Annotated in this window: 20 protein-coding genes and 5 pseudogenes; 13 read left to right on the top strand and 12 right to left on the bottom strand. The window is 67.6% G+C overall.

Annotated elements, in window-relative coordinates:
• The first annotated feature begins 261 nt into the window (after nt 1-261).
• From H4Q84_RS01775 to H4Q84_RS01750, 6 genes are read left to right on the top strand one after another with little or no spacing between them, the layout of a single operon-like run.
• The gene (locus H4Q84_RS01775; RefSeq protein ID WP_248581698.1) at nt 262-1,746 is read left to right on the top strand and encodes a hypothetical protein; all 1,485 of its coding nucleotides are present in this window, start codon (nt 262-264) and stop codon (nt 1,744-1,746) included.
• Nucleotides 1,747-1,781: 35 nt separating this feature from the next.
• Entirely contained in the window at nt 1,782-2,201 is a 420-nt protein-coding gene (locus H4Q84_RS01770) for a phosphatase PAP2 family protein (protein WP_248581697.1), read from the top strand.
• A complete protein-coding gene (locus tag H4Q84_RS01765) occupies nt 2,198-4,513 on the top strand; it encodes a glycosyltransferase (protein WP_248581696.1) in 2,316 nt (771 codons plus the stop codon). Before H4Q84_RS01770 ends, H4Q84_RS01765 begins: the two co-directional genes overlap by 4 nt.
• Nucleotides 4,500-5,000, top strand: a complete 501-nt coding sequence (locus H4Q84_RS01760; RefSeq protein ID WP_248581695.1) for a GtrA family protein — start codon at nt 4,500-4,502, stop codon at nt 4,998-5,000. Before H4Q84_RS01765 ends, H4Q84_RS01760 begins: the two co-directional genes overlap by 14 nt.
• Before the next feature lie 43 nt (nt 5,001-5,043).
• On the top strand, nt 5,044-5,718 hold the full coding sequence (locus tag H4Q84_RS01755; protein WP_248581694.1) for a response regulator transcription factor: 675 nt from the start codon (nt 5,044-5,046) through the stop codon (nt 5,716-5,718).
• A gap of 7 nt (nt 5,719-5,725) precedes the next feature.
• Nucleotides 5,726-7,078 (top strand): HAMP domain-containing sensor histidine kinase, encoded by a 1,353-nt coding sequence (locus tag H4Q84_RS01750; RefSeq protein WP_248581693.1) that lies wholly within the window; start codon nt 5,726-5,728, stop codon nt 7,076-7,078.
• A gap of 306 nt (nt 7,079-7,384) precedes the next feature.
• Here the strand turns inward: H4Q84_RS01750 and H4Q84_RS01745 are convergent, their stop codons facing one another.
• A complete protein-coding gene (locus H4Q84_RS01745; RefSeq protein WP_248581692.1) occupies nt 7,385-7,855 on the bottom strand; it encodes a DUF1326 domain-containing protein in 471 nt (156 codons plus the stop codon).
• Between the two features lie 176 nt (nt 7,856-8,031).
• On the opposite strand from H4Q84_RS01745, the pseudogene H4Q84_RS01740 reads away from it, so the two are divergent.
• The 3 genes and pseudogenes from H4Q84_RS01740 to H4Q84_RS01730 form a co-directional block, all read left to right on the top strand.
• Nucleotides 8,032-8,841: pseudogene (locus H4Q84_RS01740) on the top strand (IS256 family transposase); the annotation flags it as partial.
• Between the two features lie 6 nt (nt 8,842-8,847).
• Nucleotides 8,848-9,636, top strand: coding sequence for a metallophosphoesterase (locus tag H4Q84_RS01735; RefSeq protein WP_248583586.1), 789 nt, complete (start codon nt 8,848-8,850; stop codon nt 9,634-9,636).
• Nucleotides 9,633-10,289 carry a 4'-phosphopantetheinyl transferase superfamily protein gene (locus H4Q84_RS01730; RefSeq protein WP_248581691.1) on the top strand — a complete coding sequence of 219 codons (657 nt, stop codon included), beginning with the start codon at nt 9,633-9,635 and terminating at the stop codon, nt 10,287-10,289. Before H4Q84_RS01735 ends, H4Q84_RS01730 begins: the two co-directional genes overlap by 4 nt.
• Nucleotides 10,290-10,406: 117 nt before the next feature.
• On the opposite strand, the gene H4Q84_RS01725 is transcribed toward H4Q84_RS01730, so the two are convergent.
• Together H4Q84_RS01725 and H4Q84_RS01720 are read right to left on the bottom strand one after the other, a co-directional pair.
• Nucleotides 10,407-11,705 (bottom strand): MFS transporter, encoded by a 1,299-nt coding sequence (locus H4Q84_RS01725; protein ID WP_248581690.1) that lies wholly within the window; start codon nt 11,703-11,705, stop codon nt 10,407-10,409.
• Nucleotides 11,706-11,984: 279 nt separating this feature from the next.
• Nucleotides 11,985-12,125: pseudogene (locus tag H4Q84_RS01720) on the bottom strand (ClpX C4-type zinc finger protein); the annotation flags it as partial.
• Between the two features lie 777 nt (nt 12,126-12,902).
• Here H4Q84_RS01720 and H4Q84_RS01715 point away from each other — a divergent pair.
• Nucleotides 12,903-14,128, top strand: a pseudogene (locus H4Q84_RS01715) (IS481 family transposase).
• On the opposite strand, the pseudogene H4Q84_RS01710 reads toward H4Q84_RS01715, so the two are convergent.
• Nucleotides 14,103-14,279, bottom strand: a pseudogene (locus H4Q84_RS01710) (integrase core domain-containing protein); the annotation flags it as partial. The pseudogenes H4Q84_RS01715 and H4Q84_RS01710 sit on opposite strands and share 26 nt — an antisense overlap.
• On the opposite strand from H4Q84_RS01710, the pseudogene H4Q84_RS01705 reads away from it, so the two are divergent.
• Nucleotides 14,237-14,659, top strand: a pseudogene (locus H4Q84_RS01705) (transposase); the annotation flags it as partial. The pseudogenes H4Q84_RS01710 and H4Q84_RS01705 sit on opposite strands and share 43 nt — an antisense overlap.
• Before the next feature lie 243 nt (nt 14,660-14,902).
• Here the strand turns inward: H4Q84_RS01705 and H4Q84_RS01700 are convergent.
• A complete protein-coding gene (locus H4Q84_RS01700) occupies nt 14,903-15,859 on the bottom strand; it encodes a DUF389 domain-containing protein (RefSeq protein WP_248581689.1) in 957 nt (318 codons plus the stop codon).
• A 65-nt stretch (nt 15,860-15,924) separates the two neighbouring features.
• Nucleotides 15,925-18,201, bottom strand: a complete 2,277-nt coding sequence (locus H4Q84_RS01695) for an amino acid transporter (RefSeq protein ID WP_248581688.1) — start codon at nt 18,199-18,201, stop codon at nt 15,925-15,927.
• A 27-nt stretch (nt 18,202-18,228) separates the two neighbouring features.
• On the opposite strand from H4Q84_RS01695, the gene H4Q84_RS01690 reads away from it, so the two are divergent.
• On the top strand, nt 18,229-18,696 hold the full coding sequence (locus H4Q84_RS01690; protein WP_248581687.1) for a helix-turn-helix transcriptional regulator: 468 nt from the start codon (nt 18,229-18,231) through the stop codon (nt 18,694-18,696).
• A 104-nt stretch (nt 18,697-18,800) separates the two neighbouring features.
• On the opposite strand, the gene H4Q84_RS01685 is transcribed toward H4Q84_RS01690, so the two are convergent.
• Both H4Q84_RS01685 and H4Q84_RS01680 read right to left on the bottom strand, forming a co-directional pair.
• The gene (locus H4Q84_RS01685) at nt 18,801-20,162 is read right to left on the bottom strand and encodes an aspartate aminotransferase family protein (RefSeq protein WP_282580301.1); all 1,362 of its coding nucleotides are present in this window, start codon (nt 20,160-20,162) and stop codon (nt 18,801-18,803) included.
• On the bottom strand, nt 20,155-21,684 hold the full coding sequence (locus H4Q84_RS01680) for a CoA-acylating methylmalonate-semialdehyde dehydrogenase (protein ID WP_248581685.1): 1,530 nt from the start codon (nt 21,682-21,684) through the stop codon (nt 20,155-20,157). Before H4Q84_RS01680 ends, H4Q84_RS01685 begins: the two co-directional genes overlap by 8 nt.
• 90 nt (nt 21,685-21,774) lie before the next feature.
• Between H4Q84_RS01680 and H4Q84_RS01675 the strand changes: the two genes are divergently transcribed.
• Entirely contained in the window at nt 21,775-23,346 is a 1,572-nt protein-coding gene (locus H4Q84_RS01675) for a PucR family transcriptional regulator (protein ID WP_248581684.1), read from the top strand.
• 305 nt (nt 23,347-23,651) lie between these two features.
• Here H4Q84_RS01675 and H4Q84_RS01670 read toward each other — a convergent pair whose 3' ends face one another.
• From H4Q84_RS01670 to H4Q84_RS01655, 4 genes are all read right to left on the bottom strand, one after another.
• Nucleotides 23,652-24,068 (bottom strand): hypothetical protein, encoded by a 417-nt coding sequence (locus H4Q84_RS01670; protein WP_248581683.1) that lies wholly within the window; start codon nt 24,066-24,068, stop codon nt 23,652-23,654.
• Nucleotides 24,069-24,203: 135 nt separating this feature from the next.
• The gene (locus H4Q84_RS01665) at nt 24,204-24,362 is read right to left on the bottom strand and encodes a hypothetical protein (protein WP_248581682.1); all 159 of its coding nucleotides are present in this window, start codon (nt 24,360-24,362) and stop codon (nt 24,204-24,206) included.
• 377 nt (nt 24,363-24,739) lie between these two features.
• A complete protein-coding gene (locus tag H4Q84_RS01660; RefSeq protein WP_248581681.1) occupies nt 24,740-25,000 on the bottom strand; it encodes a hypothetical protein in 261 nt (86 codons plus the stop codon).
• 127 nt (nt 25,001-25,127) lie between these two features.
• Entirely contained in the window at nt 25,128-26,075 is a 948-nt protein-coding gene (locus H4Q84_RS01655; RefSeq protein ID WP_248581680.1) for an NAD(P)/FAD-dependent oxidoreductase, read from the bottom strand.
• Between the last annotated feature and the right edge of the window lie 19 nt (nt 26,076-26,094).

Genomic DNA, 26,094 nt, shown 5'->3' with positions numbered 1-26,094 from the left:
ACAGGCTTAGGGGCCCGGGCAACCGCCACCTCAGTTGGGCCCGTCGTCTTCATCCTGCCGTCATGTGTGCTCCGTAGCGTCGCTGATGTGAGCGTGCAACCGAACCTTGACCGCGCAGACCTGCGCCGTGGGACGGGCGCCGGGTCGGTCGCTGACGCACGTCGCCCCGCTGGCGACCTCCGCACATTCCGCTCTGCCCCATCGACCCGGTTTCCCCTTGCCGTGGCGACGCTCCGAACCTTCTCGCGCCGACATTCGGTGATGCTCGCGTGCCTCGCCACGCTGTCGGTCCACCTGCTCTCGCTGACCCGTCAGTTCGGTTCCGACGAGGGCGGCTTCGCGATGGTGGCCCGGCACTGGCGCGACGGCGGAGGATTCCTGTACGGCCCGCAGTGGGTCGACCGGCCACCCGGTCTCATCGCTCTGTTCGACGTCGCCCAACGACTCGGGCCGTACGGTGTGCGGCTCACCGCGGGTGTGCTGGCCGTCGTCCTCGTCGCGGCCCTCGCCTCCGCTACGGAGGCCATCGGAGGTCGTCCCGCCGCCAGGTGGGCGGCCTGGACCGGGTTCGCGTTCGGTTCATCGATCTTGTTGCAGGCACAGCGGCTCAACGGAGAGCTCGCCGCCGCGGTCCTCGTGACCGTGTCCGTCGCCACACTCCTGCGCGCCGTCCATGTTTCGACCGACCGGACCCAGATGGTGCTGCTCGCCATCCTGGCCGGCGCCGCCGCGACCATGGCGATGTTGATGAAGCAGAACTTCGTCGACGCCTTCGTGTTCGCCGCCGTCCTCCTCACCATGGGTGTAGCCACCCGTGCCAACCGGCTCACCTACCTGCCCCGCAAGGTCCTGATGATCGCGGCAGGGTTTGCATGCGGTGTCGTCATACCCGGCGCCGTGACCCTGGCCTGGGCCTCCGGTCACGGTGGCGTGGGTGCGCTGGAGTACGCCACGTTCGGTTTTCGGGGAGACGCCTCAGCGGTGATGGCGAGCTGGTCGTGGAACGCACCCCTGCACCGGCTCGGCCTCCTCGCCCTTCTCGCCTGCTGGTCCGGACTGCTCGTCCTCGTGCTGCACCTGGGCTGGAGCCACCGGCGGCGACTTCGTCACCTAGACCCGCTTCCGTGGGCGATCTCCGCAACCGCGGTGGTCGAGGCATCCGGGGTGCTGGCCGGAGAGAACTTCTGGCCGCACTACTTGATCGCGCTGATCCCGATGGTGGCCTTGGCAGCAGGGCTCAGCGCGCACCGCAGGGTGCCAGGCTGGCGCTGGACCCGTCATCTGGTTGTCGTGGCGGCTGCCACGACAGCGTTGGTCTCCCCGATTGTTGCCGTCATCGCCGCGACCGGGTCAAGTCAGACGTACACGACGGGGCGGTGGGTCGCCGAGTCCGCGCGGCCGAGCGACACCCTGGTGGTGCCGTTCACGCACGCGAACGTCATCGACGCCTCCGGGCTCTCACCCGGCTACCCGTACGCGTGGAGTCTGCCCGCCCGGACCCTCGACCCGCACCTGACGCTGCTGACGTCCACCCTGACCGGACCGGCCGCACCGACCTGGGTGATCCGGTGGGACCCCGCGCACACCTGGGGCCTCGACCCCGACGACCGCGTGGACGCGGCGTTGCACACCTACTACCGGGCCGTGGCCCTGGTGTGTGGGCACACTGTCTGGCTGCACGACGGCGTGAACCGTCCTCTCGCGACGATTCCGCCGCCGTCGGCGTGCGGAGTGGGTGCCCAGTGATGTGGCAGAGCACACGGAGCGATTGGTTTCCGGCCGTGAACCAGTTCGCCCAGAGCACACCCGCGCTGCACGCCCCGATGAGGCTCTACGCCGAGTACGCCGTAGCCCTGTTCGCCGCCGTCCTGCTTGTGGCGTGGTTGTGGGCGCGCCGCGACCGGAACCCGAGGAGCATGGCCTCGGCCCTGTGGGCGCCGGCGGGCGCGCTGCTCACCCACCGATGCCTCGGCGCCGCGACCGCGGTGGCCGCGGTGGCTGCGGTGGTGATGGCGTTCGCCCGCGTCTACGTCGGTGTGCACTTCCCCCTCGACGTCATTGTCGGGCTGCTGCTCGACGCGGCGGTCACCTGCTCGGGCTACCTGGCGGTGCGCCCGTTGCTCATTCGGGTTGCGGCCGGGTCGAGCCGCACCCCGCCAAGACCGCTCCTGACCACCGCCGAACGGAGCCTGTCTCGATGATGAGCGCCCTTGCGTCGCACATGCTCGCGCTGCCACCGGTGGTCGCTCTGCTTGTGGTGTTTGCGCTCCCCGCACTCGAGTCCTCCGCGTTCATCGGGTTCATCTTCCCCGGCGAGATCGCGCTCATCCTCGGCGGCGTCCTGGCCTACGAGGGCAACGTCTCATTGGGTGCGGTACTCGCGGCCGGGATCGCGGGTGCCGTCGTCGGCGACAGTGTCGGCTACGCGGTCGGACGCCGCTACGGAAGACGCATGCTGGACGGGACCGTGGGGCGGTTCGTGAAGAGCAGGCACCTCGATCGCGCGGAGAAGTACTTGGCCGAACGCGGAGGGAAGGCAGTGTTCTTCGGCCGGTTCACCGCCGCGCTGCGAGTCATGATCCCCGGCCTGGCCGGCATGTCCGGGCTGCGCTACCGCACCTTCGTCACCTACAACGTGGCGAGCGGCGTCGCGTGGGGAACCATGTCGGTGCTGCTGGGCTATCTGGGCGGCAGCAGCTGGCGGCACGTCGAGCACATCGCATCCCGGATCGGGCTCGCCGCCTTGGCCGTCGTCGTCGTCGCGCTGCTGGGCGGAGTCCTGCTCCGTCGTACCCGCGCAGGGCGGTTCACCCGACTCGCAACCCGGATCACCTCCAGCCCTGCCGTACGGGGAACCCGGGAGCGGTTCCCACGGACGACCAGCTGGATCGGTGCACGCATCGACCCGACCAACCGCACCGGACTCGCGCTGACCGCTGCCCTCACGGTCGCCGTCGCGGCCACGTGGACATTCCTCGGGATCACTCAGGACGTCCTGGCTCGCGAAGAGTTCGCGCTGCTGGACCCGCGCATCCACGGCTGGGTCCTCGCTCACCGAATCCCGAGTCTCGATGCCTTCTTCAAGACGGTCACCTGGCTGGGTGCCACCACGGTCACCGTGCCCCTGCTGGCCATCGGTGGAGGGCTCCTCGCTCGACGCCGCCGGTCCTGGGCTCCGGTACTTGACATCACTGCCGTCTACGGGACCGCTCTTCTCCTGCACGCCGTTGTCGGTCAGCTCGTGCACCGGCGCCGACCGCCGGCAAACGACTGGCTAGCGTCCGCCGACGGGTGGGCCTACCCGTCGGGCCACACCACCCAGGCCGTCGCCGCGTGGGGCATCCTCGCGGTGATTGTCTCCGCCGGTGCCTCGCCACGCGGCCGGGTTCTCGCAGGTTCGGGTGCCGCGAGCGTCGCTGTGCTGGTGGCGGTCAGCCGCGTCTACCTCGGTGTGCATTGGACCACCGACGTCCTGGGAGCGGCCGCGATGTCCACGGCGGTAGTCGCGACCTGGACCGTCGCCCGCCGGTCCCTCATCACTCCGGCTGGCACGACACGACGCCCACCCCCCTCTCCGCCCAGCTTCGTCGCCTCGACAGGCGACCCGCACCCACCCAGGAGCCACATCATGACCCCGCTGGACGCGTCCGCTGCCTTCGACTCCCGTCGCACGGTGGTGATCATCCCGACGTACAACGAGGCAGGAAACATCACCACGGTCATCGACCGGCTCCGAGCCGCTGCCCCCGCCGTCGACGTCCTGGTGGTCGACGACAACAGCCCCGACGGCACCGCGTCTATCGTCATGCATCAACGCGGATACCTCGCAGATCACTCCGGCCGACGGGAGGGACCAGGTCGCGTCTTCCTGCTGTCGCGGGCAGAGAAGGACGGTCTCGGAGCCGCCTATCGCGCCGGATTCACCTGGGCACTCGCCCTCGGCTACGAGGCCGTCGTCCAGATGGACGCTGACCTCTCCCACCCCGCGGAGCGCGTTCCCGCACTTCTGGGCGCTCTCGGCCAAGCAGACGTCACGGTCGGGTCCCGATACGTCCCAGGGGGAGCGGTGAGCAACTGGTCACTGAGCAGACGGCTCATCTCCCGGTCCGGCAACCTCTACGTCCGCCTCGTTCTCGGGCTTCCTGTGCACGACACGACCGCAGGGTTCAAGGCGTTCCGACGCGACGCCCTCGAACGCCTCGGCGCCGTCGAATCCGCGTCGAACGGGTACTGCTTCCAGATCGAGATCACGTGGCGCGCGGTCCGGCTCGGCCTCAGAGTCACCGAGGTGCCCATCACATTCACCGACCGGCCAGCCGGCACCTCGAAGATGACGGGATCCATCGTCGCCGAAGCGCTGTCTCGAGTGCTGGTCTGGCGCTGGAACGAACTCCTCCACCGCTACGGAAAGGGATCCCGTCACCACGCCGGCGGATGCGACACACCAGGGACAACCGCCACCCCCCAGCTCGGCGCGCACGACAAGTCGGTCGGGCATCATGCGGCGGCGTGAGCTGATCGAGCGACTGCTGCCTCGCGAGGTGTTGACGTTTCTCGCGGTTGGTGGCACCGGGTACGTCGTAGACGTCGTCGCGTTCAACCTGCTGCGCTCGATGCACCCGTTCGCGGGCATGGACCCGTCGGTGGCCCGTACCCTCGCGCTCGCAGTCGCGATGTGGGTCACCTACCTGGGGAACCGCAGCCTGACTTGGCGCGACCACACCTCGGGGAACCGGCGACGCGAGGTGAGTCTCTTCGTCCTCTTCAACGTGATCGGGTTCGGGTTCTCCATCGTCACCCTGGTCCTCTCCCACGATGTCCTCGGCCTCACCAGCCGCGTCGCGGACAACATCTCCGCGAACGTCGTCGGGCTCGCGCTCGGCACCGTGTTCCGGTACGCGACCTACAAACGGTTCGTGTTCGCGACGCTCCCGACGAACATGCCCTCGACACCGCAACAACGCACGGACCTGCCGGCGCGCGAGGCGCCCGTTGCCTAGTGTCCTCGCACCAGACGCGAGGCCACTCACCTACGCTGACCGAATGCACGTGGTAGTGGTCGACGACGAGCGTCGGATGGTCGAGCTCATCGCGAGCTACCTCGAGGACCAGGGCGTGATGACCATCGGATGCTTCGATGGGCCGAGTGGTCTCGCCGCAGGCCGCGCGCTCGACGTCGACGCAGTGGTTCTCGATCTGATGTTGCCGGGCCTGAGTGGAATCGAGGTGTGCAAGCAGCTTCGCCGAGAAGGCAACGACGTCCCCATCCTGATGCTGACCGCCCGCGGCGCCGTCCCCGAACGGGTCGCCGGTCTCGAGGCCGGGGCCGATGACTACCTCGTCAAACCGTTCGCCCTCGAAGAGCTGCACGCACGTCTGCGCGCCATCCGGCGCCGCCTCGACCCTGACACCGATCACCGGCTCATCGTCGGCGACATCACCCTGGACCCACTTGAGCAAAGGGTCTGGGTCGCCGACTCCGAGGTCACCCTGTCTCGCCGCGAGTTCGCGATGCTCACCTCGCTGATGGAGAGCCGCGGCCACGTCGTGAGCCGAGCCCGACTGTACGAAGACGTCTGGGACGGCGAGGTCGACATCCGCAGCAACGCTCTCGACGTCCACATGTCCAGGCTCCGGATCCGGCTCGAGGCGTCCGATCTGGTCACGATCCGCACGCTGCGAGGCGTCGGATACCGACTGGAACAGACCAAGAAATGACCCAAGGATGACTCTGTGGCGCCGCCTGGTCGGTGACCGACCCATCGTCACCCGCCTGGTGTTTGCCGTCGCCGCCACCATGACCGCCGTGCTCCTGATCGCCGGAGCCTTCGTGTTCTGGCGCGTCGGGTACGCCCTGAACCGACAGCTCGACCAAGACCTCGGCGCATACCAAGAGGTTGTCCAACGCGCCATCTCCACCGGTGACACGCCACCGACCGACACACCCGGCCAGAGCTACCAGGTCTACGACCCGCAAGGTCGCGTCATCGCCGGCAACGCCACGATTCGGCTCGCCGACCCGGACGCCCTCGCGCAGGCCGCCGCCGGCACCGAGGTTCGCGAGGACGTAGGCCACCTCCTGCCCCCGACCGACCATCCCTACAAGGTGGTGGTCGCACGAGTTGACGCCTCGCGCGGACCCGTCGTGGTCGCATCAGCCATCAGCACGAACAAGCACGACGAGGCACTGCGTGAGCTCCTGCTCCAACTCACCATCGCCGACCTCGCCACCCTGATCGCCGCCTCGCTCGTCGGCTACGGAACCGCCCGGGCGGCCCTCAACCCGGTCGAGAGATACCGCCTCGCCGCCGAGCAGGCCGACGGGGCGCCGCTGCTCCCCGTCGCCACCGGCAAGGACGACGAGGTCACTCGCCTTGGGCACACCTTCAATGCAATGCTCGAGCGTATCCGGCAGGCCAACGACCGCGAACGACAGTTCCTCGCGGACGCCTCCCACGAACTGCGTTCACCGCTTGCACTGATGCGCACCGAACTCGAGGTGGCCCTGCTGCGGCCCCGCGGCAACGCCGAGACCACGACCGCCTTCGAGTCTCTGCGCAGCCAGGTCGAGCGACTCATTATCCTCTCCAACGCCCTCCTCGACCTCGAGGAGCTCCGCGCCTCCGGCGAAACCCCGCACGACCCCGTCGACGTCGACCAGCTCCTCACCAGTGTCACCGACCGCTTCACCGCGCAAGCCAACGCGGAGGGCCGAAGCCTCGAAACGTCCGCACCGACCGGCCTGACCGTCGAGGGGAACCAGCACTGGCTCGACCTCGCCCTCTCGAACCTCATCTCCAACGCACTGCGATACGGCGAAGGCACCATCCGCGTCACGGCCACCGAAACCCGCGAAGGAACCCAGCTAGCCGTCAGCGACGAAGGCCCGGGCTTCCCCGCCGATTTCGTCGATCAGGCGTTTCACCGTTTCAGCCGCGCCGACACCAGCCGCGCCACCCGAGGCACCGGCCTCGGACTTGCCCTCGTCCAGGCCGTCGCCGAGGCCCACGACGGCAGTGCCTGCATCACCGGTCGGCAGGTCACCCTCGACCTGCCGACCCGCGCGGCCTCGACGTAGCACCGCCTCGGCGAGTGCCCATGTTGTTGGGCAGCCGCGTTCGGTGAATCACCCGCCGCCGGAGGGTGTCGCACCCGCCGATGTCGGGCCAACCTCCACAGGTGAGGGCGGTTCGCAGGTCCCCTCTCTGAGGTCCATACGCTCATCGTCTGGCGACCGTGCTCGTGGGCCGACCCGGGAGCCGCGACGCCTGGCCGGCCAGGCCGGTGGGAGCCCGGGGTCAGCCTACTCAACGTCGCAGTCCGAGAATGCCGTGGAGAACCTCAACCAGACGATCGCCCGCCCTGACCAGTAGGCCGCCGGACGTCAGTTGGCCCAACTGAACTCGTAGAGGATCCAGTTGGTGTCGGTGAAGTTCAGCGCGATGCCCTCGGCCGAGACGTCGAACGAGCCGACCCCGCAGTTGCCGTCGGTCCAGATGAAGCCGTCGGGCAAGGTGATGTGGGCCTCGTGCGGCTCATTGGTCACCGGGTTGCGCAGTGCCTGTCCCTGAGCTCGGCCGACCCCCTCGATCTCCACTGCGGAGTCGATGCCAGCCTCGGTGATCCGGATCGGTGCCTTGACCAGGCCCGCCACCTCGAAGGTCGTCCCGAGGATCTCCCAGGGCATGCCGCCGAGTGCACCCGTGTAGATCTGGCTCAGAGCGCCAACCTGCTCGTCGGTGGTCTCCGGGGCAACCACGAACACCGCGCGTCCGTTGCCGTCGTGGATGGCGTGCGGCCAGTCAAGGATGGCGACGGCTGTGACGCCCGCGAGGTCGAGGGACTGTCCGAACAACGGTGTAAGTGGCTCGACACGCCGACCTGCTGGTTGGCGAGATGGAGTCACTGATGACCGAAATACTGGATGGTGTGAGCCCACCCGAGGATGTGGCGGTGTTGCCGCCAGAAGACGCGCAGCAACATGACCCAGGTCTTGAGGGGTCTGCTCAGCCGTCAGCTGAGGAGCTCGAGATCGCCCGCGAGCTGGTCCGTACGACCCGGGCGCGCGGGGTCGCGTTGACCGGTCCGGACGGGATGCTCAAGGCGCTGACCAAGACGGTGATCGAGACCGCTCTGGACGAGGAGATGTCTGAGCACCTCGGCTACGACAAGCACGAGGTCGCCGGCCGCAACGGCGGGAACTCGCGCAACGGGGTGCGGACCAAGACGGTGCTGACCGACAACGTCGGACCGATCGAGATCACCGTCCCACGTGATCGCGATGGCACGTTCAGCCCGGTGATCGTGGCCAAACGCCAACGGCGCCTGGGCGATGTCGACACGATCGTGTTGTCGTTGTCAGCCAAGGGGCTGACCACTGGGGAGATCAGCGCCCACTTCGCCGAGATCTACGGTGCCTCGTTGTCGAAGGACACGATCTCGAGGATCACTGACCGGGTCGTAGCCGAGATGGCCGAGTGGACCTCGAGGCCGCTGGAGAAGGTCTACGCCGCGGTGTTCATCGACGCGATCTACGTGAAGATCCGCGACGGCCAGGTCGGGAACCGGCCGATCTACGCCGCGATCGGTGTCGACCTGGGCGGCCACAAAGACATCCTCGGTATCTGGGCCGGCAATGGTGGTGGGGAGTCGGCAAAGTTCTGGTTGCAGGTCCTGACCGAGCTGAAGAACCGTGGCGTCGAGGACATCTTCTTCGTGATCTGCGACGGCCTCAAGGGACTACCCGATTCGGTCGGCGCGGTGTTCGGCCAGGCGATCGTGCAGACCTGTGTGATCCACCTGATCCGCAACACATTCCGCTACGCCTCGAAGAAGTACTGGGGACAGATGGGTCTGCCCCCGGTCGTCGAGCGCATCCGACCGGGCTCCGACGAAGATTGGCTGATCGTCGCGGGCGACGTCGGTGAGATCTTCGATGACATCGCGTGGGCCCTTGATGCGCTGCGTGGCCGATTCGCCAAGGTCATTTGGGCACCGGGCAATCATGAGCTGTGGAGCCATCCCAGCGACCCGGTGAAGCTGCGCGGCGTGGAGCGTTACATGGCCCTCGTGGCCCTGTGCCGGCGGCTGGACGTGATCACCCCCGAGGACGACTATCCGGTGTGGCCCGGTGCGGAAAGCCGGGTCGTCGTGGCGCCACTGTTCGTGCTCTACGACTATTCGTGGACGGTACCCGGCACGACCACGAAGGAGGATTCGCTTCAGCGCGCTTATGATGCCGGCGTGGTTTGCACCGACGAGATTTTGCTGTTTCCCGACCCGTACCCCGATCGGGAATCGTGGTGTTCGGCCCGGCTGATCGAAACGGAGAAACGGCTCACCACGATCGACGCGGCCCTTCCGACCGTGCTGGTCAGCCACTGGCCGCTGCGCCGTGAGCCGACCGAGGTCATGTGGCACCCGGAGTTCGCGCAATGGTGTGGCACCTATCGCACCGCGGATTGGCACCTGCGCTTCCGCGCCACGGCCACGGTCTACGGCCATCTGCACATTCCCCGAACCACTTGGCACGACGGGGTTCCGTTCGAGGAAGTGTCGCTCGGCTATCCGCGCGAGTGGACCCGCCGTGGTGACGCGCCACAGCCGGTGCGACGCATTCTTTCGGGTCGTTCATGATTGAGATGTTGCTGCCTCCGACGGTCGTGGCGGTCGAGGCGTTCGACGATGTGCCGGACGAGAAACCCTTCCCGGGCGAGGAAGACCTCATCGCCAAAGCGGTCGCCGAACGGCGGCGCGAGTTTATCACCGCGCGCCGATGCGCCCGAACGGCGCTGCGCGCATTCGGCTACTTGGACGCCCCCATCCGCACCGGGCCCAAACGCGAACCCCAATGGCCGGCCGGAATGACCGGCAGCATCACCCATTGCGCCGGCTATCGATCCGCGGCGGTGGCTCGCATCGCCGACATGTCCCTGCTCGGCATCGACGCCGAACCGCACGGCCCGCTACCCGACGGCATCATCGAATCGATCGCCCGGCCGGCCGAGAAGGACATGCTGGGGCGCCTCGAAGTCACCCACCCGGACATCCACTGGGGGCGGCTGCTATTCAGCGCCAAGGAATCGGTGTACAAAGCGTGGTTCCCGGTGACTCGGCGTTGGCTCGGCTTCGAGGAGGCCCAGCTGACCATCGACCCAAATTCCGGCACGTTCAACGCACAGCTGCTGGCCGACTGCACCAGGATCGACGGCGGACCGCACCTGACGGTTTGGCCGGGCCGGTTCACCATCACACGAGACCTCGTGCTGACCACCGTGTTCGCCGGCTGAAAGCCGCCCCGGTTGCGGTGGGAGCGATGCCGCTCGCCGGTACCGCGCCGAGGCCCGGGGATTGATCGCGTAGTCCGTGAAGCCGTCGTGGCGATTAGCCAAGTGGCGGGCACTCGTCTACGAGGAGTGATCGCTGGGATCGGCGAGCTCGCGCAGGCCACCGCACACGGTGGCGAACAGGGCGATGGCGAAGACCCAAACGCCGAACACCAAGCTGGTTACGGCCGGTCCGAACCGGCCGAGCAGCACTCCGGCGATACCGGCGCCCAGCGGGAAGCTGCTCCACGCGATCAGCTTGAAGGCGGTACCGACCCGGCTCTGCAGGTGGTCGGGGGTGGCGGACAGCTGGTAGCTCAGGGCTGCGATGCCGAAGATCTGCGCCGTCGCCACGAACACCACGAGGAGCGGGGCAATTAGCAAAACGACGTGGGCGAACAACCCGATCAGAACCCACAGAGCAGCTTGGCACCACATGACACTCAGCAGGATGTGGCCGAACTCGAACCGGGCCTTGAGCCGCGAGGCGAGGATTGAGCCGGCCACTCCGCCGATCCCGACAGCGGAGAGCATGGCGCCGATGACGGCCGGCGACGCGTCTTCCCGCTGGGCGGCGATGATGACGACTAGCTCGGCGCCGGCCATGGCCAGTTGCAGCCCGGCCGCCGCGATGGCGACGGTGCGGATCGCCGGATGGGTCCATAGCCATCGCACGCCGACCACGATGTCCGACCGCAGCTTCGTTTGCGTCTGCTCCCGCGGCTGCTGGAACTCGAGGCGGGCCGCGGACAGCACGATCGCCGAAGCCAGGTAGGAGATGGCGTCGATGAGGAACGGCAGGCCACGGAAGATTTGGAAGAGGCTGCCTCCCAGCGGGGGCGCCACCACGGCCGTCGCCGAGCTGGTCGCCTGTTGCGCGGCCACGGCGGAGGTGAGCTGGTCCTTCTCAACGACGTTGGGCAGGGCGCCGGCGTCGGCGGCGCTGAAGAACACGAAGAACACGCCGCCGAGGAAGCCCGTCACATAGAGCTGGACGGGGGTGACGTGTCCGAGCCACAGGGTCAGCGGGATGGAGAAGACGGTCACCGCGCGGCAAAGATCGCAGATGATCATGACGCGTTTCCGGTTCCACCTGTCCGCCAGGGCGCCGGCGGGGAGCCCGAGCAGGAGGTACGGCAGCGTGCACACCGCTGAGAGCGCGCCGGCCTGCGTCGGGGAGTGGGTCAGGGCCAGCATCAGCAGCGGGTAGGCCAGCATGGTGAGGCCGGTACCGAAGTCGGACGCCGTCTGTCCGCCCCAGATCAATCTGAAGTCCCGATTACGCCAGACGGACGTTGCGATACGCGCCTCGGCGTGGGGAGCCTTTCCAGCCTGCATTTTGTACCTCTCCGTCGGGCCGCCATATTCGGCCAACCTCATCGATGATCTCCGTGCCCACCAGTTCCGGAAATGGAGCCAGCGTCATTCCTCGTCTGAGAACCGCTCCCATGCCGACTGTCGCGCCATACCCAGCGCTCCACCGATTCGAGCCCAGCTGACTCCGCGATCCCGCAATCGTTGGACCCACACGCGCAAGTTGTCTTCGACTTGCGTCGCCACGGAGGCCACGCCAGGTAGAAGTTCGAGCATCTCGTCGTCGGTCATCGTCCTCCAGTGCGGGATGCTCGTCTCGTCTTGTCCGCTTTTGCCGGCTGCGAAAATGTCGTTGCATAGCGCGACGCACTCATTGCAGATATGGACGCCGGGTCCAGCGATCATTTGTTCGACCTGCGGTTCTTCCTTCGTGCAGAACGAGCAGTTCGTTACCACAGTCGTTGCCACAACCGTTGCTGCATCCATCATGACTCCTCATGTCAGGTGACGCCTGACATGAGAGATTGTCAGGTAGCGGCTGACGTGTCAACCATTCGAGGGCGACGACGGCGCTCGATGGTCCGTGGTTCACGGGCCGGTGTACCTAACCCGCGGCGGCCGAAGAGGGGCGGCCGTCGTCGACGCCGAGCTGCTCGAGCAGCTGGTCGAGGAGCCGAGGACGACGCCGACGTCCAAGCGGCTGCCGCACGAGCTGAGATGGCCCCGGCGAGGCCGCGATCCCGTGGGATCAGGTGAAGGCGAACTCGGCCGGCCGAGCCCGGTACAGAACGACCGGCGGCGGCGGGTTCATTGGCCACTTTGTTGCTGACAAGATTCGAGACCTGAACCCGCCAACCTGAGCGTGACCACCGGAGTCGATGGCGAGTTTGGGCCACGGAGCCCCTTCGGACGCGCCTCGACGCTGACAGGAATCCGACCAGCGGGCGAGCATCGGGTGCGCATCTTCTGACTCGGCCCCAGAGCCTCGAGGGGCACGACGACGGCCGCGGCCTCTACCGACATGCACCCGAATTTCGTCAGAACTGGGGTGTTGCAACGGGCGGCCTGCTCGATCAACTGTGCCCGTAGTGTGCCCGGCCCTCTGGACGCCTCTGATGTGCAACGCAACGAACCAGCCCCCGCACTGCGTTTCCGCAGGTCAGGGGCTGTTTTCGGTGGTGCGCCTGTAGGTGTCTGGGTTCACGACATGGGTCCCACCTGACAGGTCTCACGTGAGTCGGGACATGCGTCACTGTCTTGGAGCTGTCGAAAGCCCGCGTTGCAGTGCTCAAGGTCGTTACTAGGGAACTCTCGGTCACTGCTGCCGCGGCGCAGTACGGCTTCTCGCGACGCCACCTCCATCGTCTGCTGGCCCGCTACCGCGAAGGCGGCCTCGACGCCGTCGACCCACGTTCACGGCGCCCGCACGTCCCCGGCAACGCCACCAGCGACGACGTCCGGGAACTGATTGTTCAGCTGCGACTGAACCTCACCGCTGCCGGACTCGACGCCGGACCTCTCACCATCGCCTGGCAACTCACCCAGGCAGGCCACACCGCGCCCTCCACCTCCACGATCCGGCGCATCCTCCACGCAGCCGGACTCGTCGTCCCCGAACCGAGAAGACGACCGCGCTCGTCCTACCACCGCTTCGAGGCCTCCCAGCCCAACGAGTGCTGGCAATCAGACTTCACCCACTGGCGCCTGGCCGACGGCACACCGACGTCGAGATACTGAACTGGCTCGACGACCACTCCCGCTACCTCCTGGCCTGCTCCGTCCACGCACCGGTGACTGGTGACCTCGTGGTCACCCAGTTCCTCCAGACCTGCAACGAACACGGCATCCCCGCCGCCACCCTGACCGACAGCGGTCGCGTATACACCGCACGCTTCGGGGGCGGAAAGAACGCCTTCGAGTACACCCTCGCCGCGCTCGGCGTCACCCAAAAGAACGGCGCCGCCAACCACCCCCAGACCCAGGGCACGGTCGAACGCCTCCACCAGACCCAGAAGCGCTGGCTCGCCCAGCAGTCGCCCGTTGACACCCTCGCCGCCCTTCAGGCTCAGCTCGACGTCCTGCGCGAGGTCTACAACAACCACCGTCCCCACCGAGCACTCGACCGAGCCACCCCCGCCAGCGCCTACAACGCGCTGCCCAAGGCCAGTCCACCCGCCGAACAAGGACAACCAGCCGGGCACTACCGGTTGCGCTACGACCACGTCGACATCTGGGGCAAAGTCAGCCTCCGCAGAGCCGGACGAATGCACCACCTCGGCGTCGGCTACGCCCACCGAGGAACCCGAATCCTCGCCATCGCCGACAACGCCACCGTCATCAACCTCGCCACCAGCGAGATCCTCTCTCACCACGACATCGAACCCACCAAGAACTACTGGCGCAACACACAAAGAACCCCGGGCCGATGGCCCGGGGTGAAGCGCCCGAGGTTTTCAGCCGTTCCTATACGGGGTGCGGCTCTCGGTTGAGGGCAGCGTAGTGGGCTTGCTCGTACTCGATGGGCGGGACGTTTCCCAGCGTCGAGTGCAGGCGCCGGTTGCTGTACCAATCGACCCAGCCGGCGGTGGCGTACTCGACGTCGGCGATGGTCTTGTAGGGTCGATCTGAAACCGATCTACGGTGCCCCGAGTCGCGATGCGGCCTGGCGGGCGTTCGAAGAGTTCGACGAGAAGTGGGGCAAGCCCTACCCGGCGATCAGTGGCCTGTGGCGGACGGCGTGGGAGCAGTTCACCCCGTTCCTCGACTATGACGCCGAGATCCGCAAGGTCCTTTGCTCGACGAACGCGATCGAGTCTCTCAACGCCCGCTACCGCCGGGCCGTGACGGTCCGGGGCCACTTCCCGACCGAGCAGGCCGCGATGAAGTGCCTGTACATGGTCACCAGGTCGCTGGACCCCAAGGGCACCGGTCAGACACGATGGACCATGAGGTGGAAGCCAGCACTCAACGCCTTCGCCATCACCTTCGCCGACCGGATGCCGGCCCCGGAGATTCGCTAACAATGGAAACCGCCGCTTACACCGTTACTCAGACAGACCCCCTTCGAGTTCTGCCCCGGGAGTGGAGAGGTGCAACGTCCGTTGCTACCCAGTGCTCAGTCGTCGGCGTTGTCAGGGTCGAGGCGAGTTGAAGCAGGGCCGCGCCTCCGAAGATGACAAGGCCAGGACGATGAGCGCTGTGCGCAGGCTGTGCTCGTCGAGATCATCCAGCTGGCTCATCATGCCGGTGGACTGGCTGGACGGCTAGGGACGTTGTCTGGCGAGAAGACGGCGCCGGTGCCGGGCCTTACGCCGCCAGACCACCTGTTGCAGCGCCAGGGTGGCCCACCCGGCGATGATCATGCCGCTGATGTTGATGAGGAGTTGCTGGGCGCTACCCCAGACTTCGTCGCCGGCCCCGACGGCGATGCCGAGGGCGACGTTTCCGGCGGCGGGGACGGTGGTGACGGAGATGAAGACGCCGGAGAGTCCGCCGACTTTCGCGGAGGTCAAGGACAGCACTCCGGCTGCGGCGGCAATGACGGCGACGATGAAGGACCACTTGTCGGGTGAGTAGATGAAGCCGGTGCCCGGTCGTTCTCCGGTCACGTCGTCGAGGGTGATCCAGCCGAGTGCGCGTCCGGCGAGTGCGGCGACGGTGGTGAAGCTGATGGCGACCGCGAACCCGATGAGCAGGGTGCGCGCAGCCAACCCGAAGAGGGTGCCGCGTCGTCTAACCAGGGCGAGGCCGAGGGCGGCGATGGCTACGAATTCCGGGCCGAGCACCATCGCCCCGATGACCAGGACCTGGGAGTCCACGACGACGGCGATGGAGGCAAGCAGCGTCGCCAGTGTCATGAACGCCAGGTACGTCCAGTTGAGCTCGGACTCCTCATATGCGCGTTGGGTCACGTCTGCCCAGACCACGGCGTCGGCGCTGGAGCCAGGGGTGTGGCGTTCCGCGTCGAAACCGGCCTTCGACACCCAGGTCGTGACTGGTTCGACGTGAATGGTGCCGCTCTGGGGGAGCCCGAGGGCGTCGAGCTGGTCGACGACCTCGTTGGCAGCTTCGCGGGCGACGTCGGCCAAGACGAGGTCGCCTGCCGGTTGCACCGAGACACCCCGGAGGACCGAGAGGTTGCTGACTGCGGGGTCGTCGGTGAAGACCGCCAGGACTTGTTCGGTGAGGTCTGAGGGTGTGGTGATCCGCATGTGCAGCATGACTTGAGTTTGCCCTTCTGGTCGTTCTGGTCGACCGCGCGTGCTCTGGTACGCCGGAGGCCGGGTCAGCCGCCGACGTGCACCATTGGGCGCTTCTCGGGGTCGGACTCGGCACGGCGCAGGATCTCGTGGGTCAGTGGAGGCACGTCTCCCTCACCTGCGAACAGGAACCGCAGGGCGTTCTGACCTGGTGCCCGCTCGCTCCACTCGAAGTAGATGTGGGAGGGCATGTCGTCCCTGTCGCTCACTGCCAGGAGGACGGCGGCAAGTACGTTCGGGACGCTGGGGCCGGTGGCCCTGAGGACCCGGTGGGTACCGATACGGGCTGCGGTGACTTCGACGTGGGTGGAGAACTCGCTGGCGTCGGTGACGGTCACCTCGAGAAACACTGCTGTCTCGGCGGCGTCGAGGTGGTTGTCCATCCGTACGTCGAGGGACTTCTCGACGTACTCGACGTCGTCCCCGGCCTGCACCTTGTTCGCGATGAACCGCACGGGCGCGTTCACGACGAGCACCTCGTCGAGCAGTTCCTCCGCCGCGGGGTCGAAGGTGACCTGTTGAACGCGCAGCTCGGTGCTGCGGGCGATCCGGGAGACCACCGACAGGATCAGGATCAGCGCAATGAACACCAGCGCGATGAGGAGTCCCTCGGGCCGGTCGATGATGGTCACCGAGATCGTGTAGACGAACACGGCCGCGACGATCCCGAAGAAGGCTCCGGCCTTGCGGTGTCCGCGACGCCATTCGGTCAGCGTGACAGCGACCGCCGCGGAGGTCATGAGAGCGAGCACACCAGTGGCGTAGGCCCCGGCCTGGGCGTCGACGTCTGCCCTGAAGGCGATGGTGACGAGGGCTGCGATGACGGTGAAGACAACGACCAGGGGCCGGGTCGCGCGGGCCCAGTCCGGCGCCATCCCGTACCGGGGCAGGTAGCGAGGCACGATGTTGAGCAGCCCCGCCATCGCGGATGCACCGGCGAACCAGAGGATGCCGATGGTGGCGATGTCGTAGACGGTGCCGAAACCATCGCCGAGGAACTCGTGGGCCAGATAGGCCAGAGCCCTTCCGTTTGCTTCACCGCCCGGTTCGAACTCCGCTGCCGGGATCAGCAACGTGGTGACCATCGCGGAGCCCAGCAGCATGACGCTCATGATCAGAGCCGCGGTGGTCAGCAGCTTGCGAGTGTTGCGGATACGTCCCGTGGGCTCTGCAGGGGTGTCGGTGGCGTCTCCCTTGACCAGCGGCATCACCACGACGCCGGTCTCGAATCCGGACAGGCCCAGCGCCAATGCTGGGAATACCAGGAGAGAGGCTCCGAAGATGGCCAGCGGTGAAGAGTGGGCGTCGGTGACCAATGTGGTCCAGTCCGAGAACGTGGAGGGGTTCGCGAGGACCCGGACGAACCCGTCCACGACGACGACGGCGCTCAGACCGATGTAGACGACCACGAGGACGACGGCGATACCGATGGCTTCACCGAAACCCTTGAGGAACACCGCCGCCAACGCAGCCAGCAGCACGAGGGTGATGACGACCTCGCGCCCGTGCAAGGCGTCGGTCAGGAACGGGTTCTCGACCAGGTGAGCGCTCGCGTCAGCTGCCGAGAGGGTGATGGTGATGATGAACCCGGTGGCGACAAACCCGATGAGGGCGAGGACGAGGAGTTTGCTGGGCCAGTACGACAGCAGCCGCTCCAGCATGGACAGGCTGCCGTCACCGTGGGGGCTCTCGGCTGCGACCCGGCGGTACATCGGCAATGCCCCGAACAAGGTCACCAGGACGAGGACGAGGGTGGCGACGGGGGCCAGCGCACCCGCTGCGAGGGCGGCGATACCGGGCTGGTAGCCCAGGGTGGAGAAGTAGTCCACGCCGGTCAGGCACATGACCTTCCACCACGGCTTCACGTGCTGGTGACTGGTAGCCGCGGACTCGCTCTCGTAGAACCCGCCCGGGTCGGGCTGCTGCTCGGCCTGGAAGAACCAAGTGCGGAAGCGACTGCGGTCGCGGACGTTCATCACGTCCAGAAGAGTAGGTCGCGTCGCCGGACGCGTCCCTGGCAACCCCTCCACGCTCAACCTCGACCGGTGGATGCAGGCAGGTCCTCGTTTACTCGTGTTGCCAAACTCTACCGAGGCGAGCAGGAGAAGGGCTGCGAGGAAGGGGATGAGCACCGCGCTGGGGACCGTGTTGAGGAGCAGTCCCCCGACGATGGTCCCCGCAACCGAGCCGAGCGCCATCGCGATCACGAAGGACCGGTGGACGGCGAGGGCGGCGCCGTAGGTCCTGCCGGTGCCATGAATCGCCGCCGGTAAGCACCACGTATCGACAACGAGGGGCACCACGCCGCCAAGCAACCTGCCAGGGTCGGCGTGACGGCAAGCTTCGTCAGCCAGCTCGAGGCCGGACGCACCAATGCCAGCGTCGCGACACTCCGTCGTCTCGCGGACGCCTTGGGAGTCCTGGTCGCCGAACTCTTCGACCCTGCTCCACTACCCAGCGCGCGCGTCGTACGGACCGAGGAAGCAGTCTGGGAAACGGGGGCAGCTGGATCCCTCCTGCGCGCCGTGACCCATGCCCCCCAAGTCGTCGAAGCGACCTGGTGTGTGATCCCGCATCGCTCCTCTGTGGGTCCCTCTGACGTCGACATCGAAGCGAACGCCGAGACGGTCATCCTCGTCGTGGGCGGCCAAGGTGTCAGCGTGCGGGTCGCCGACGAGGAGTTCGTCCTGGAGCGCGGCGACTCCCTTGCCTGTGAATCGATTCTGCTGCAATCAATCACGAACCCGCACGCCGAGCAAGCAGAAGTCATAGCCCTGTCGAGCCCGCCATACGCCTAGGAGATCCGCTCGGGCCCCGTTGAACAAGAACTTCCGCGCAGCCCGTCCTGGGCGCGGGCCCCGACGTCGACCGTGGCCGCATCAGCGGGCAAGGACCCGTGTCGTCATGACCTGTCCCGTGCCTCGCCCAGCGCCTCGCCGAGCACCTCGATCGCCTGGCTAACCTGGCTGGCCGTCGCGGTGAGGGGCGGGACCAGGTGGATGCGGTTGACGTTGGCCAGCGGGAGAAGCCCGCGCTTCTTGCAGGCGGCGACGACGGCCGCCATCGCCGGGCTGCTGCCGGGATACGCGGCGAGGGGTTCGCGGGTGTCCTGGTCGGCCACAAGTTCGACGGCCCAGAACGCACCGACACCGCGCACCTCGCCGACCCACGGGTCGCGGTCTGCCAGGTGCTGCAGCCGGGGGCGGAACACCTCCTCCCCGAGCGCAGCGGCGTGCTCGACGATGCGGTCGTCTTCCATCGCGCGGATGGTGGCGACGACGGCGGCGCACGCCAGCGGATGGCCGGAGTAGGTCAGCCCGCCGGGGTACGCGCGATCGGCGAACGTCGCTGCGACCGGTTCGCTGATCGCGACACCGCCGAGCGGGACGTAGCCTGAGTTCACGCCCTTGGCGAACGTCAGCAGGTCGGGCACGACACCGTCGAGCTCGACGGCGAACCAGCGGCCGGCCCTCCCGAACCCCGCCATCACCTCGTCGACAATCATCAGGATCCGATAACGGTCGCACAACTCACGCACACCACGTAGGTAGCCCGGCGGCGGCAGGAGCACGCCCGCCGTACCCGGGATCGACTCCAGCACGAGAGCCGCGAACGTGTCTGCGCCCTCGAACAGGATCACCTGCTCCAAGTGCTCCAGCGCCCGCGAGCACTCCTCCTCGACGGAGGTGGAGTGAAACGGGCTGCGGTAGGCGAACGGCCCGAAGAAGTGCACCGTGCCGCTGGAGCCGACGTCGTTGGCCCAGCGCCGCTGGTCGCCGGTCAGGTTGATCGCCAACTGGGTGCCGCCGTGGTAGGAACGATATGCCGACAGCACCTTGGGCCGGCCGGTGTGCAGTCGCGCCATCCGCACGGCGTGCTCGTTGGCGTCCGCGCCGCCGTTGGTGAAGAAGATCCGGTCCAGCCCCTCGGGCGTGTGGCTCGCGATGAGCCGCGCAGCCTCGGACCGCGTCGCGTTGGCGTGCTGCGGGGCGACGGTGCACAGCGTGGCCGCCTGCTCCTGGATCGCCCGGACGATGCGTGGATGCTGGTGGCCGAGGTTGGTGAAGACGAGCTGCGACGTGAAGTCCAGCAGCCGGTTGTCGTCCTGGTCCCAGATGTAGGAGCCCTCGGCCTTGGTGATGACCATCGGCCTGATCTGGGCCTGGGCGGACCAGGAGTGGAAGACGTGCTTACGGTCGAGCTCGTAGGCGGACTCTGCGGTCATGGGCGTGAGATCCGTGCCGGTCGTCGTGGTCTCAGTCATTGCGGGGGAACCCCAGCTCGAGCCCACCTTCGGGACGGTTGGCAGGGTCGACCCACCGGGTGGTGACGACCTTGCCGCGGGTGAAGAAGTGCACCCCCTCGGTGCCGTGAGCGTGGGTGTCCCCCATGAGCGATCGCTTCCAGCCACCGAACGAGTAGTAGGCGACGGGCACCGGGATGGGCACGTTGACACCGATCATGCCGACGTGGACGTCGGCCTCGAATCGTCGGGCGGCTCCGCCGTCATTGGTGAAGATCGCGGTGCCGTTGCCGTAGGGATTCGCGTTGATCAGTGCCACTGCCTCCTCATAGGTCTCCACGCGCACGACGGAGAGCACCGGACCGAAGATCTCCTCACGGTAGATCTCCATGTCGGGGGTGACGTGGTCGAACAGGGTCGGGCCGAGCCAGAAGCCGTCGGCCGCACCGCGGGCCTTCACCTCGCGGCCGTCCACGACGACCTTGGCGCCCTGCCGCTCGCCGGAGTCGATGAACGACGCAACCTTGTCGCGATGATCCTTCGTGACGAGCGGCCCCATGTCGGCCTCGCCGCTGCCGTCGGACGGGTTGCCGTCGCCGGTGACCAGCGTGTGCGTGCGATCGGCGATACGAGCGACGAGTTCGTCGGCCACGGAGCCGACAGCGACGAGCACGCTGATCGCCATGCAGCGCTCGCCGGCACTGCCGTAGCCCGCGTTGACCGCAGAGTCCGCGGCCAGGTCGAGGTCTGCGTCGGGCAGGACGACCATGTGGTTCTTGGCGCCGCCGAGGGCCTGGACCCGCTTGCCGTTCCTGGAGGCGTTCTCGTAGACGTACTGCGCGATCGGCGTGGAGCCGACGAAGCTGATCGCCTGCACCTCGGGGCTTTCCAACAGCGCGTCGACGGCGACCTTGTCGCCCTGCAGCACGTTGAAGACGCCGTCGGGGAGGCCGGCCTCCTTCCAGAGCTCGGCCAGCCACAGCGACGCGGACGGGTCCTTCTCGCTCGGCTTGAGCACGACGCTGTTGCCGGCAGCGATCGCGATCGGGAAGAACCACATCGGAACCATGGCCGGGAAGTTGAACGGTGCGATGATGCCGACGACGCCCAGCGGGTCGCGCTTGGAGTGCACGTCTACGCCGGTCGACACCGACTCGGAATGGCCGCCCTTGAGCAGGTGCGAGATGCCGCACGCGAACTCGACGACGTCCTGACCGCGCGAGATCTCACCCATCGCATCCGAGCGGACCTTGCCGTGCTCGGACGTGATGATCTCGGCGAGCTCCCCCTTCCGGGAGTTCAGCAGCTCACGGAACGCGAACAGCACCTGGGTACGGCGGGCCAGTGACGTACGGCCCCACGAGGCGGCCGCGGCGCTAGCGGCGGCGATCACGTGGTCGGCGTCCTGGCGCGAGGCGAGGGCGAGCTCACCCGTCACTTGACCGGTAGCGGGGTTGGTAACCGGAGCGGTCCGGTCGCTGCTCCCGGCGAACGGCACGCCGGCCGCCCAATGCATGATCGTGGTCGTGGTCGTGGTCGTCATGCCGAGATTGTGACAGTGCCAGCCCGGACGCCGTGCCCGACACAGTGTAGGATTGTCGCGTCTGAACCGACATTGTGACGGGAGCGGCCGGTGGCGGTCACGGTGGCCGACGTACTAGCCATGCCGGCGCTGCGCACGGCGCAGCCCGTTGTGCTCGCCGGCGCCGACGCACTCGACCGCGGCGTGCGCTGGGTGCACACGACGGAGCTCTCCGACATCGGACCGCTGCTACGCGGCGGCGACCTGGTGATGACCACGGGAATCGCCCTCCCCGACTCCGAGCAGGCGCTCGGCGAGTTCGCCACCTCACTGTGGGAGTCGCGCGCCGCCGGGCTGGCCATCGAGCTCGGCCGGCGCTGGTCAGTGGTTCCCGACGGCCTCGTCGACGCCTGCACACGGGTGGGTCTGCCGCTGATCGCGCTGGGCCGCGAGGTCCGCTTCGCGGCCGTCGCCCAGAGCGTCGGCGAGCGCATCGTCGACGACCAGCTCAGCCAGCTGCGCGAGGCCCAGCACGTGCACGACGTCTTCACCGGGCTCAGCGTCGATGAGGCCGACCCGCAGAAGATCCTCGACGCGATCGTCTCGCTGGCCGGCGCGACAGTCGTGCTCGAGAGCGGGCGTCACCGTGTGCTCGACTACCGGCCGGGTCCACGAGATGTGAGGGCGTTCTTCGACGACTGGGAGCGGCGCTCGCACGCAGTCCGCCTCACGCAGCGGACCCAGTGGGACGAGAGCAACGGCTGGCTAGTTACCCAGGTCGGCCGACCCGAGCGCGACTGGGGCCGGTTGGTAATCGGGTGCCAGTCCGACCCGTCCGAGCGGCTCGTCGCGGTCGCAGAGCGGGGCGCTGCCGCCCTCGCGCTACACCGGCTCAACGACCGTCAGCGCTACAGTCAAGTGCGCCGCCTCCACCACGAGCTGCTCGTCGGCATCCTCGCTGACGCCGCCAGCGACGAGCTGGGTCGGCGGTGTGTTCTCGCAGGCTTCCCCGTCGAACGCCGCCAGCTCGTCGGCGTCGCGCTGCGTTCGGACTCCCCCACGTCTCCCGACTGGGTGGACGATCTGGTCGCTGCGACGCTGCACGCCGCTTCCGTGGCTGGCATCCCCGCGCTCGTCGGCGTGATCGACGAAGACGTGCACATGTTGCTGTCCGTGCCTCCACGCGCCAACGCCGTACAACAGAGCGACGAGGTGGTCCTCACCGTGGCCCGCCGGCACAAGGTGGTCGCCGCGTGCGGGACCGTGCTGGACGAGTTGGGGCACGCGGGCCGCACGCTGCGCGAGGCGCAGCAAGTGCTCAGCTCGGTACGACGCGCGCCGGATGGCCCCCAGGTGTTCCGATTGGAGGACGTGCACGTGCGTGGTCTGCTCGCGCTGTTGCGCGACGACGAGCGGCTGCGCGCGTTCGCCGACCGCGAGCTGGCTCGGCTGCGCGCGGCCGACGCCGCGCACGGCGGGCGGCTGGAGAAGGCGGTCCGTGCGATGCTCGATCACCCCGGCAGCAAGTCGGCCGCGGCAAAGAGCCTCGCGGTGTCACGGCCGGTGCTCTACGAACGCCTCGCCACGGTGACCCGGGTGCTCGGGGTCGACCTCGACGATCCGGAGATCCGTACGTCGCTGCATCTCGCCGTGCTCGTCGACGACCTCAACCAAATGACCTGACCAGCAACCTTTCCCCGGGCTGGACCGGCCAACCACCCATCAGCTCACGGACGTAGGAGGCGCACGCCTCTCCACGGTCGACCGGCGCGCCAGTGACCTCGGCGATGCCGGACCCGTCGAGCATCGTCGAGGTGCGGTCGATCCAGGCTGAAACCTCGACCTGATGCCGGCCGCTATCGACCGCACCGCCCACCGCCGCCCAAGCGACCCCGGCCGCTCGCTACGAGTCGATGCCGAAAGCCCTGCCCGGCAACTCCGAGACCGCCCGGCGCTTGACAAGCGGTGCGGGCGGATCCAGGTGAACCTCACACGATGAGTACCACCATCGACACCACCAGCAGAGCATCATCCTCACCATCGACGAGGCTGCGGCCTACCTCGCGATCCCGAAGGCGACTCTGTACACCCGGCGGGAGGGTCCGCTGCACGGATAGGTCAACCAGTCTGCGGTGCCGAAGGGTGCCGCTGAAAGAATGTCCCTGTGCCGAAGCCCTATCCCCAAGCAGTTCCATGACGACGTCGTGAACGTCGCCCGGTGGCGTGAGTCGGGCCAGACGCGCAAGCAGATCCCAGCCGACTTCGGCATCAGCGAGTCCGGCCCAACGGGCTTGATGGGATCCGCCGACGTCGACGAACAGCAGGTTTGGTCCAGGCACCTTGCGCAGCGAAGGACCGCTGCTCGTAGAAAGTGCGTAGCCGGTGCGGTGGTGAACCGGAATCAACTGAACCGCGTACCCGACACGACCTGGGCCACGGAGCCCGAAGACGCTTCACCGGATGTAGAGGAAGCGCGACGGAGTTCTGGCCCACCTGCAGCAGTTGCTGTGAAATATGACGGTGCCCGCCGACCGCTTCGGTCAGTTGTAGCGGAGTAAGAAATCCCGGTCCGTGTCCCTGCCACCCTCAGGGTCCTGCGCGCGCTCGGTCTCCACGGAGGCGATCGTCTCCTCGATGGCGGTGGGTCGGGGAAGCACGGCGAAGCGGCCTCGACGGGGCGGTTCTTGCTTCTCGGTCACAGACCTATCCTAACTACTTGCCGCGCATGGCGGCCCGGCAGCGCATCCTCGCAACTGCCATGACACATCTCTCCCGGGCCCCGGCAGATCATGTTCAGATACGTGTGGAGCCGGTCGGTGACGCACGACTCGACTCCCCCGGCCGGCTCGGGTCGTTCAACGCGGACATGTGCGGAGGTCCCGTGTGTCCCGGAGTAAAGGGGCCAGCCGACCTCGGTGCGACTCCGACTGCGCCTGGGCCAGGCTCGACTGGGGGCGTGAGTGTGTGCGAACGCCCCTGGCCACCGGGGATGGACCAGGGGGCGCTCTGGTCGGAGGCGGATGGCCGCCTCCGACGCTCTCGCCGCCGCGTCGGACACCGGGACAGGCGAGATGAATCAGGCGGTGGCGCGGCGCATGAGGATGTGAGCGCGAATCTTGTGCAGGCGCGGCATCAGGCCGTAGATCACGATCGGTACGGCAACGGTGGCCAGAACGAACGTGCGGAGCACGCTCGGCAGGTCGGCGAGGGTGTCCCCGAACAGCAGGTTGAGTACCGTCAGGGTCGGGAAGACGGCGACCCAGATCATCAGCGCCAGCTGGTGCTTGGTGGGCGGCGGGACCGGGTTGGCGCGGTGGGCAGTCTGTGGGTTGGACATGGTGATGCTCCTCGGTTGGTGTGATGTGGGCACGGCCGGAAGGCCGCTCGGGCGGTAGGGGGCGAGGCCCGCGGTATGCCGCCCTAGGGCGGCGGTGAGTGGGTGGCGGCTGGTGGGTAGTTGGGGGTCAGACCGGGAGGCGGAGGTTCGCGACCGCGATCGGCAGGTCCTCATCGACCAGGTCGTTGTTGATCGCGATCCCTGCTGCCGAGCCTTCGCCAGCGGCAGTAATTACCTGGGCGCGCGGGTTGACGGCGTTCCCGGCGGCCCAGACGCCGGGGACGCTGGTGCGGCCGGTCGCGTCGGCGGCTACCCAACCGTTGTCGTGGGTGGCGCACCCCAGGCGCACCAGCAGGTCGTCGTTGGGTACGAAGTGGGGTCGGACGAACACGGCCGCGCGCGGCACGACGTGGCCCGACTGGAGTTCGACCCCGGTCAGCTGGTCGTTCTCGACCACCAACCGGGTGACTGGCTCGTCGACGACGCCGATAGCTCGGGCGACGAACTGCTCACGCTGGTCGACAGTCAGCGTGGCGCCGTTAGTGAAGAACACGACGTCCGAGGACCACTCGCGGATCAGGTGCGCATGAGCGACTGCTTCGGGGGCGCCGCCGAGTACGCCGAGGGGCTGGTCGCGGACCTCGTAGCCGTGGCAGTACGGGCAGTGGAGCAGGTCGCGGCCCCATCGCTCACGTACGCCGGGGATGTCGGGGATCTCGTCGCGCAGCCCGGTCGTGATCAGGACGCGACGTGTGCGCAGCGTGGATCCATCCTCGAGGACGACGTCGAACCGTAGGCGGGCATGTGCGCCGGTCTGCGCGCACTGGGTGATGGTGGCGACGGTCCCGGACATGAGATCACCTCCATAGCCGGCGACTTCCGAGTGTCCGGCCGCCAGCAGCTCGCTGGGAGGCAGGCCGTCGGAACCGAGGAACCCCTGCACGTGTGCCGCGGGGGCGTTGCGCGGCTCGCCTGCGTCGACCACAGCGACGCGACGGCGGGCGCGAGTGAGGACCAGGGCTGCTGAGAGGCCGGCGGCGCCTCCGCCGACCACCACCACGTCGTATTTGCTCATGCCAAGAGAGTGACCGCGC

Source organism: Nocardioides sp. InS609-2 (assembly GCF_023208195.1).
Taxonomy (GTDB): domain Bacteria; phylum Actinomycetota; class Actinomycetes; order Propionibacteriales; family Nocardioidaceae; genus Nocardioides.
This window is presented reverse-complemented; position numbering and strand designations above follow the sequence as displayed.

What these genes read in the sequence shown, in the direction of transcription:
- H4Q84_RS01775 (WP_248581698.1), top strand. Translation starts at nt 262, where the DNA reads ATGCTCGCGTGCCTCGCCACGCTGTCGGTCCACCTGCTCTCGCTGACC.
- H4Q84_RS01765 (WP_248581696.1), top strand. Translation starts at nt 2,198, where the DNA reads ATGATGAGCGCCCTTGCGTCGCACATGCTCGCGCTGCCACCGGTGGTC.
- H4Q84_RS01760 (WP_248581695.1), top strand. Translation starts at nt 4,500, where the DNA reads ATGCGGCGGCGTGAGCTGATCGAGCGACTGCTGCCTCGCGAGGTGTTG.
- H4Q84_RS01755 (WP_248581694.1), top strand. Translation starts at nt 5,044, where the DNA reads ATGCACGTGGTAGTGGTCGACGACGAGCGTCGGATGGTCGAGCTCATC.
- H4Q84_RS01750 (WP_248581693.1), top strand. Translation starts at nt 5,726, where the DNA reads ATGACTCTGTGGCGCCGCCTGGTCGGTGACCGACCCATCGTCACCCGC.
- H4Q84_RS01735 (WP_248583586.1), top strand. Translation starts at nt 8,848, where the DNA reads ATGGGTCTGCCCCCGGTCGTCGAGCGCATCCGACCGGGCTCCGACGAA.
- H4Q84_RS01730 (WP_248581691.1), top strand. Translation starts at nt 9,633, where the DNA reads ATGATTGAGATGTTGCTGCCTCCGACGGTCGTGGCGGTCGAGGCGTTC.
- H4Q84_RS01725 (WP_248581690.1), bottom strand. Translation starts at nt 11,705, where the DNA reads ATGAGGTTGGCCGAATATGGCGGCCCGACGGAGAGGTACAAAATGCAG.
- H4Q84_RS01700 (WP_248581689.1), bottom strand. Translation starts at nt 15,859, where the DNA reads ATGCTGCACATGCGGATCACCACACCCTCAGACCTCACCGAACAAGTC.
- H4Q84_RS01685 (WP_282580301.1), bottom strand. Translation starts at nt 20,162, where the DNA reads ATGACTGAGACCACGACGACCGGCACGGATCTCACGCCCATGACCGCA.
- H4Q84_RS01680 (WP_248581685.1), bottom strand. Translation starts at nt 21,684, where the DNA reads ATGACGACCACGACCACGACCACGATCATGCATTGGGCGGCCGGCGTG.
- H4Q84_RS01660 (WP_248581681.1), bottom strand. Translation starts at nt 25,000, where the DNA reads ATGTCCAACCCACAGACTGCCCACCGCGCCAACCCGGTCCCGCCGCCC.
- H4Q84_RS01655 (WP_248581680.1), bottom strand. Translation starts at nt 26,075, where the DNA reads ATGAGCAAATACGACGTGGTGGTGGTCGGCGGAGGCGCCGCCGGCCTC.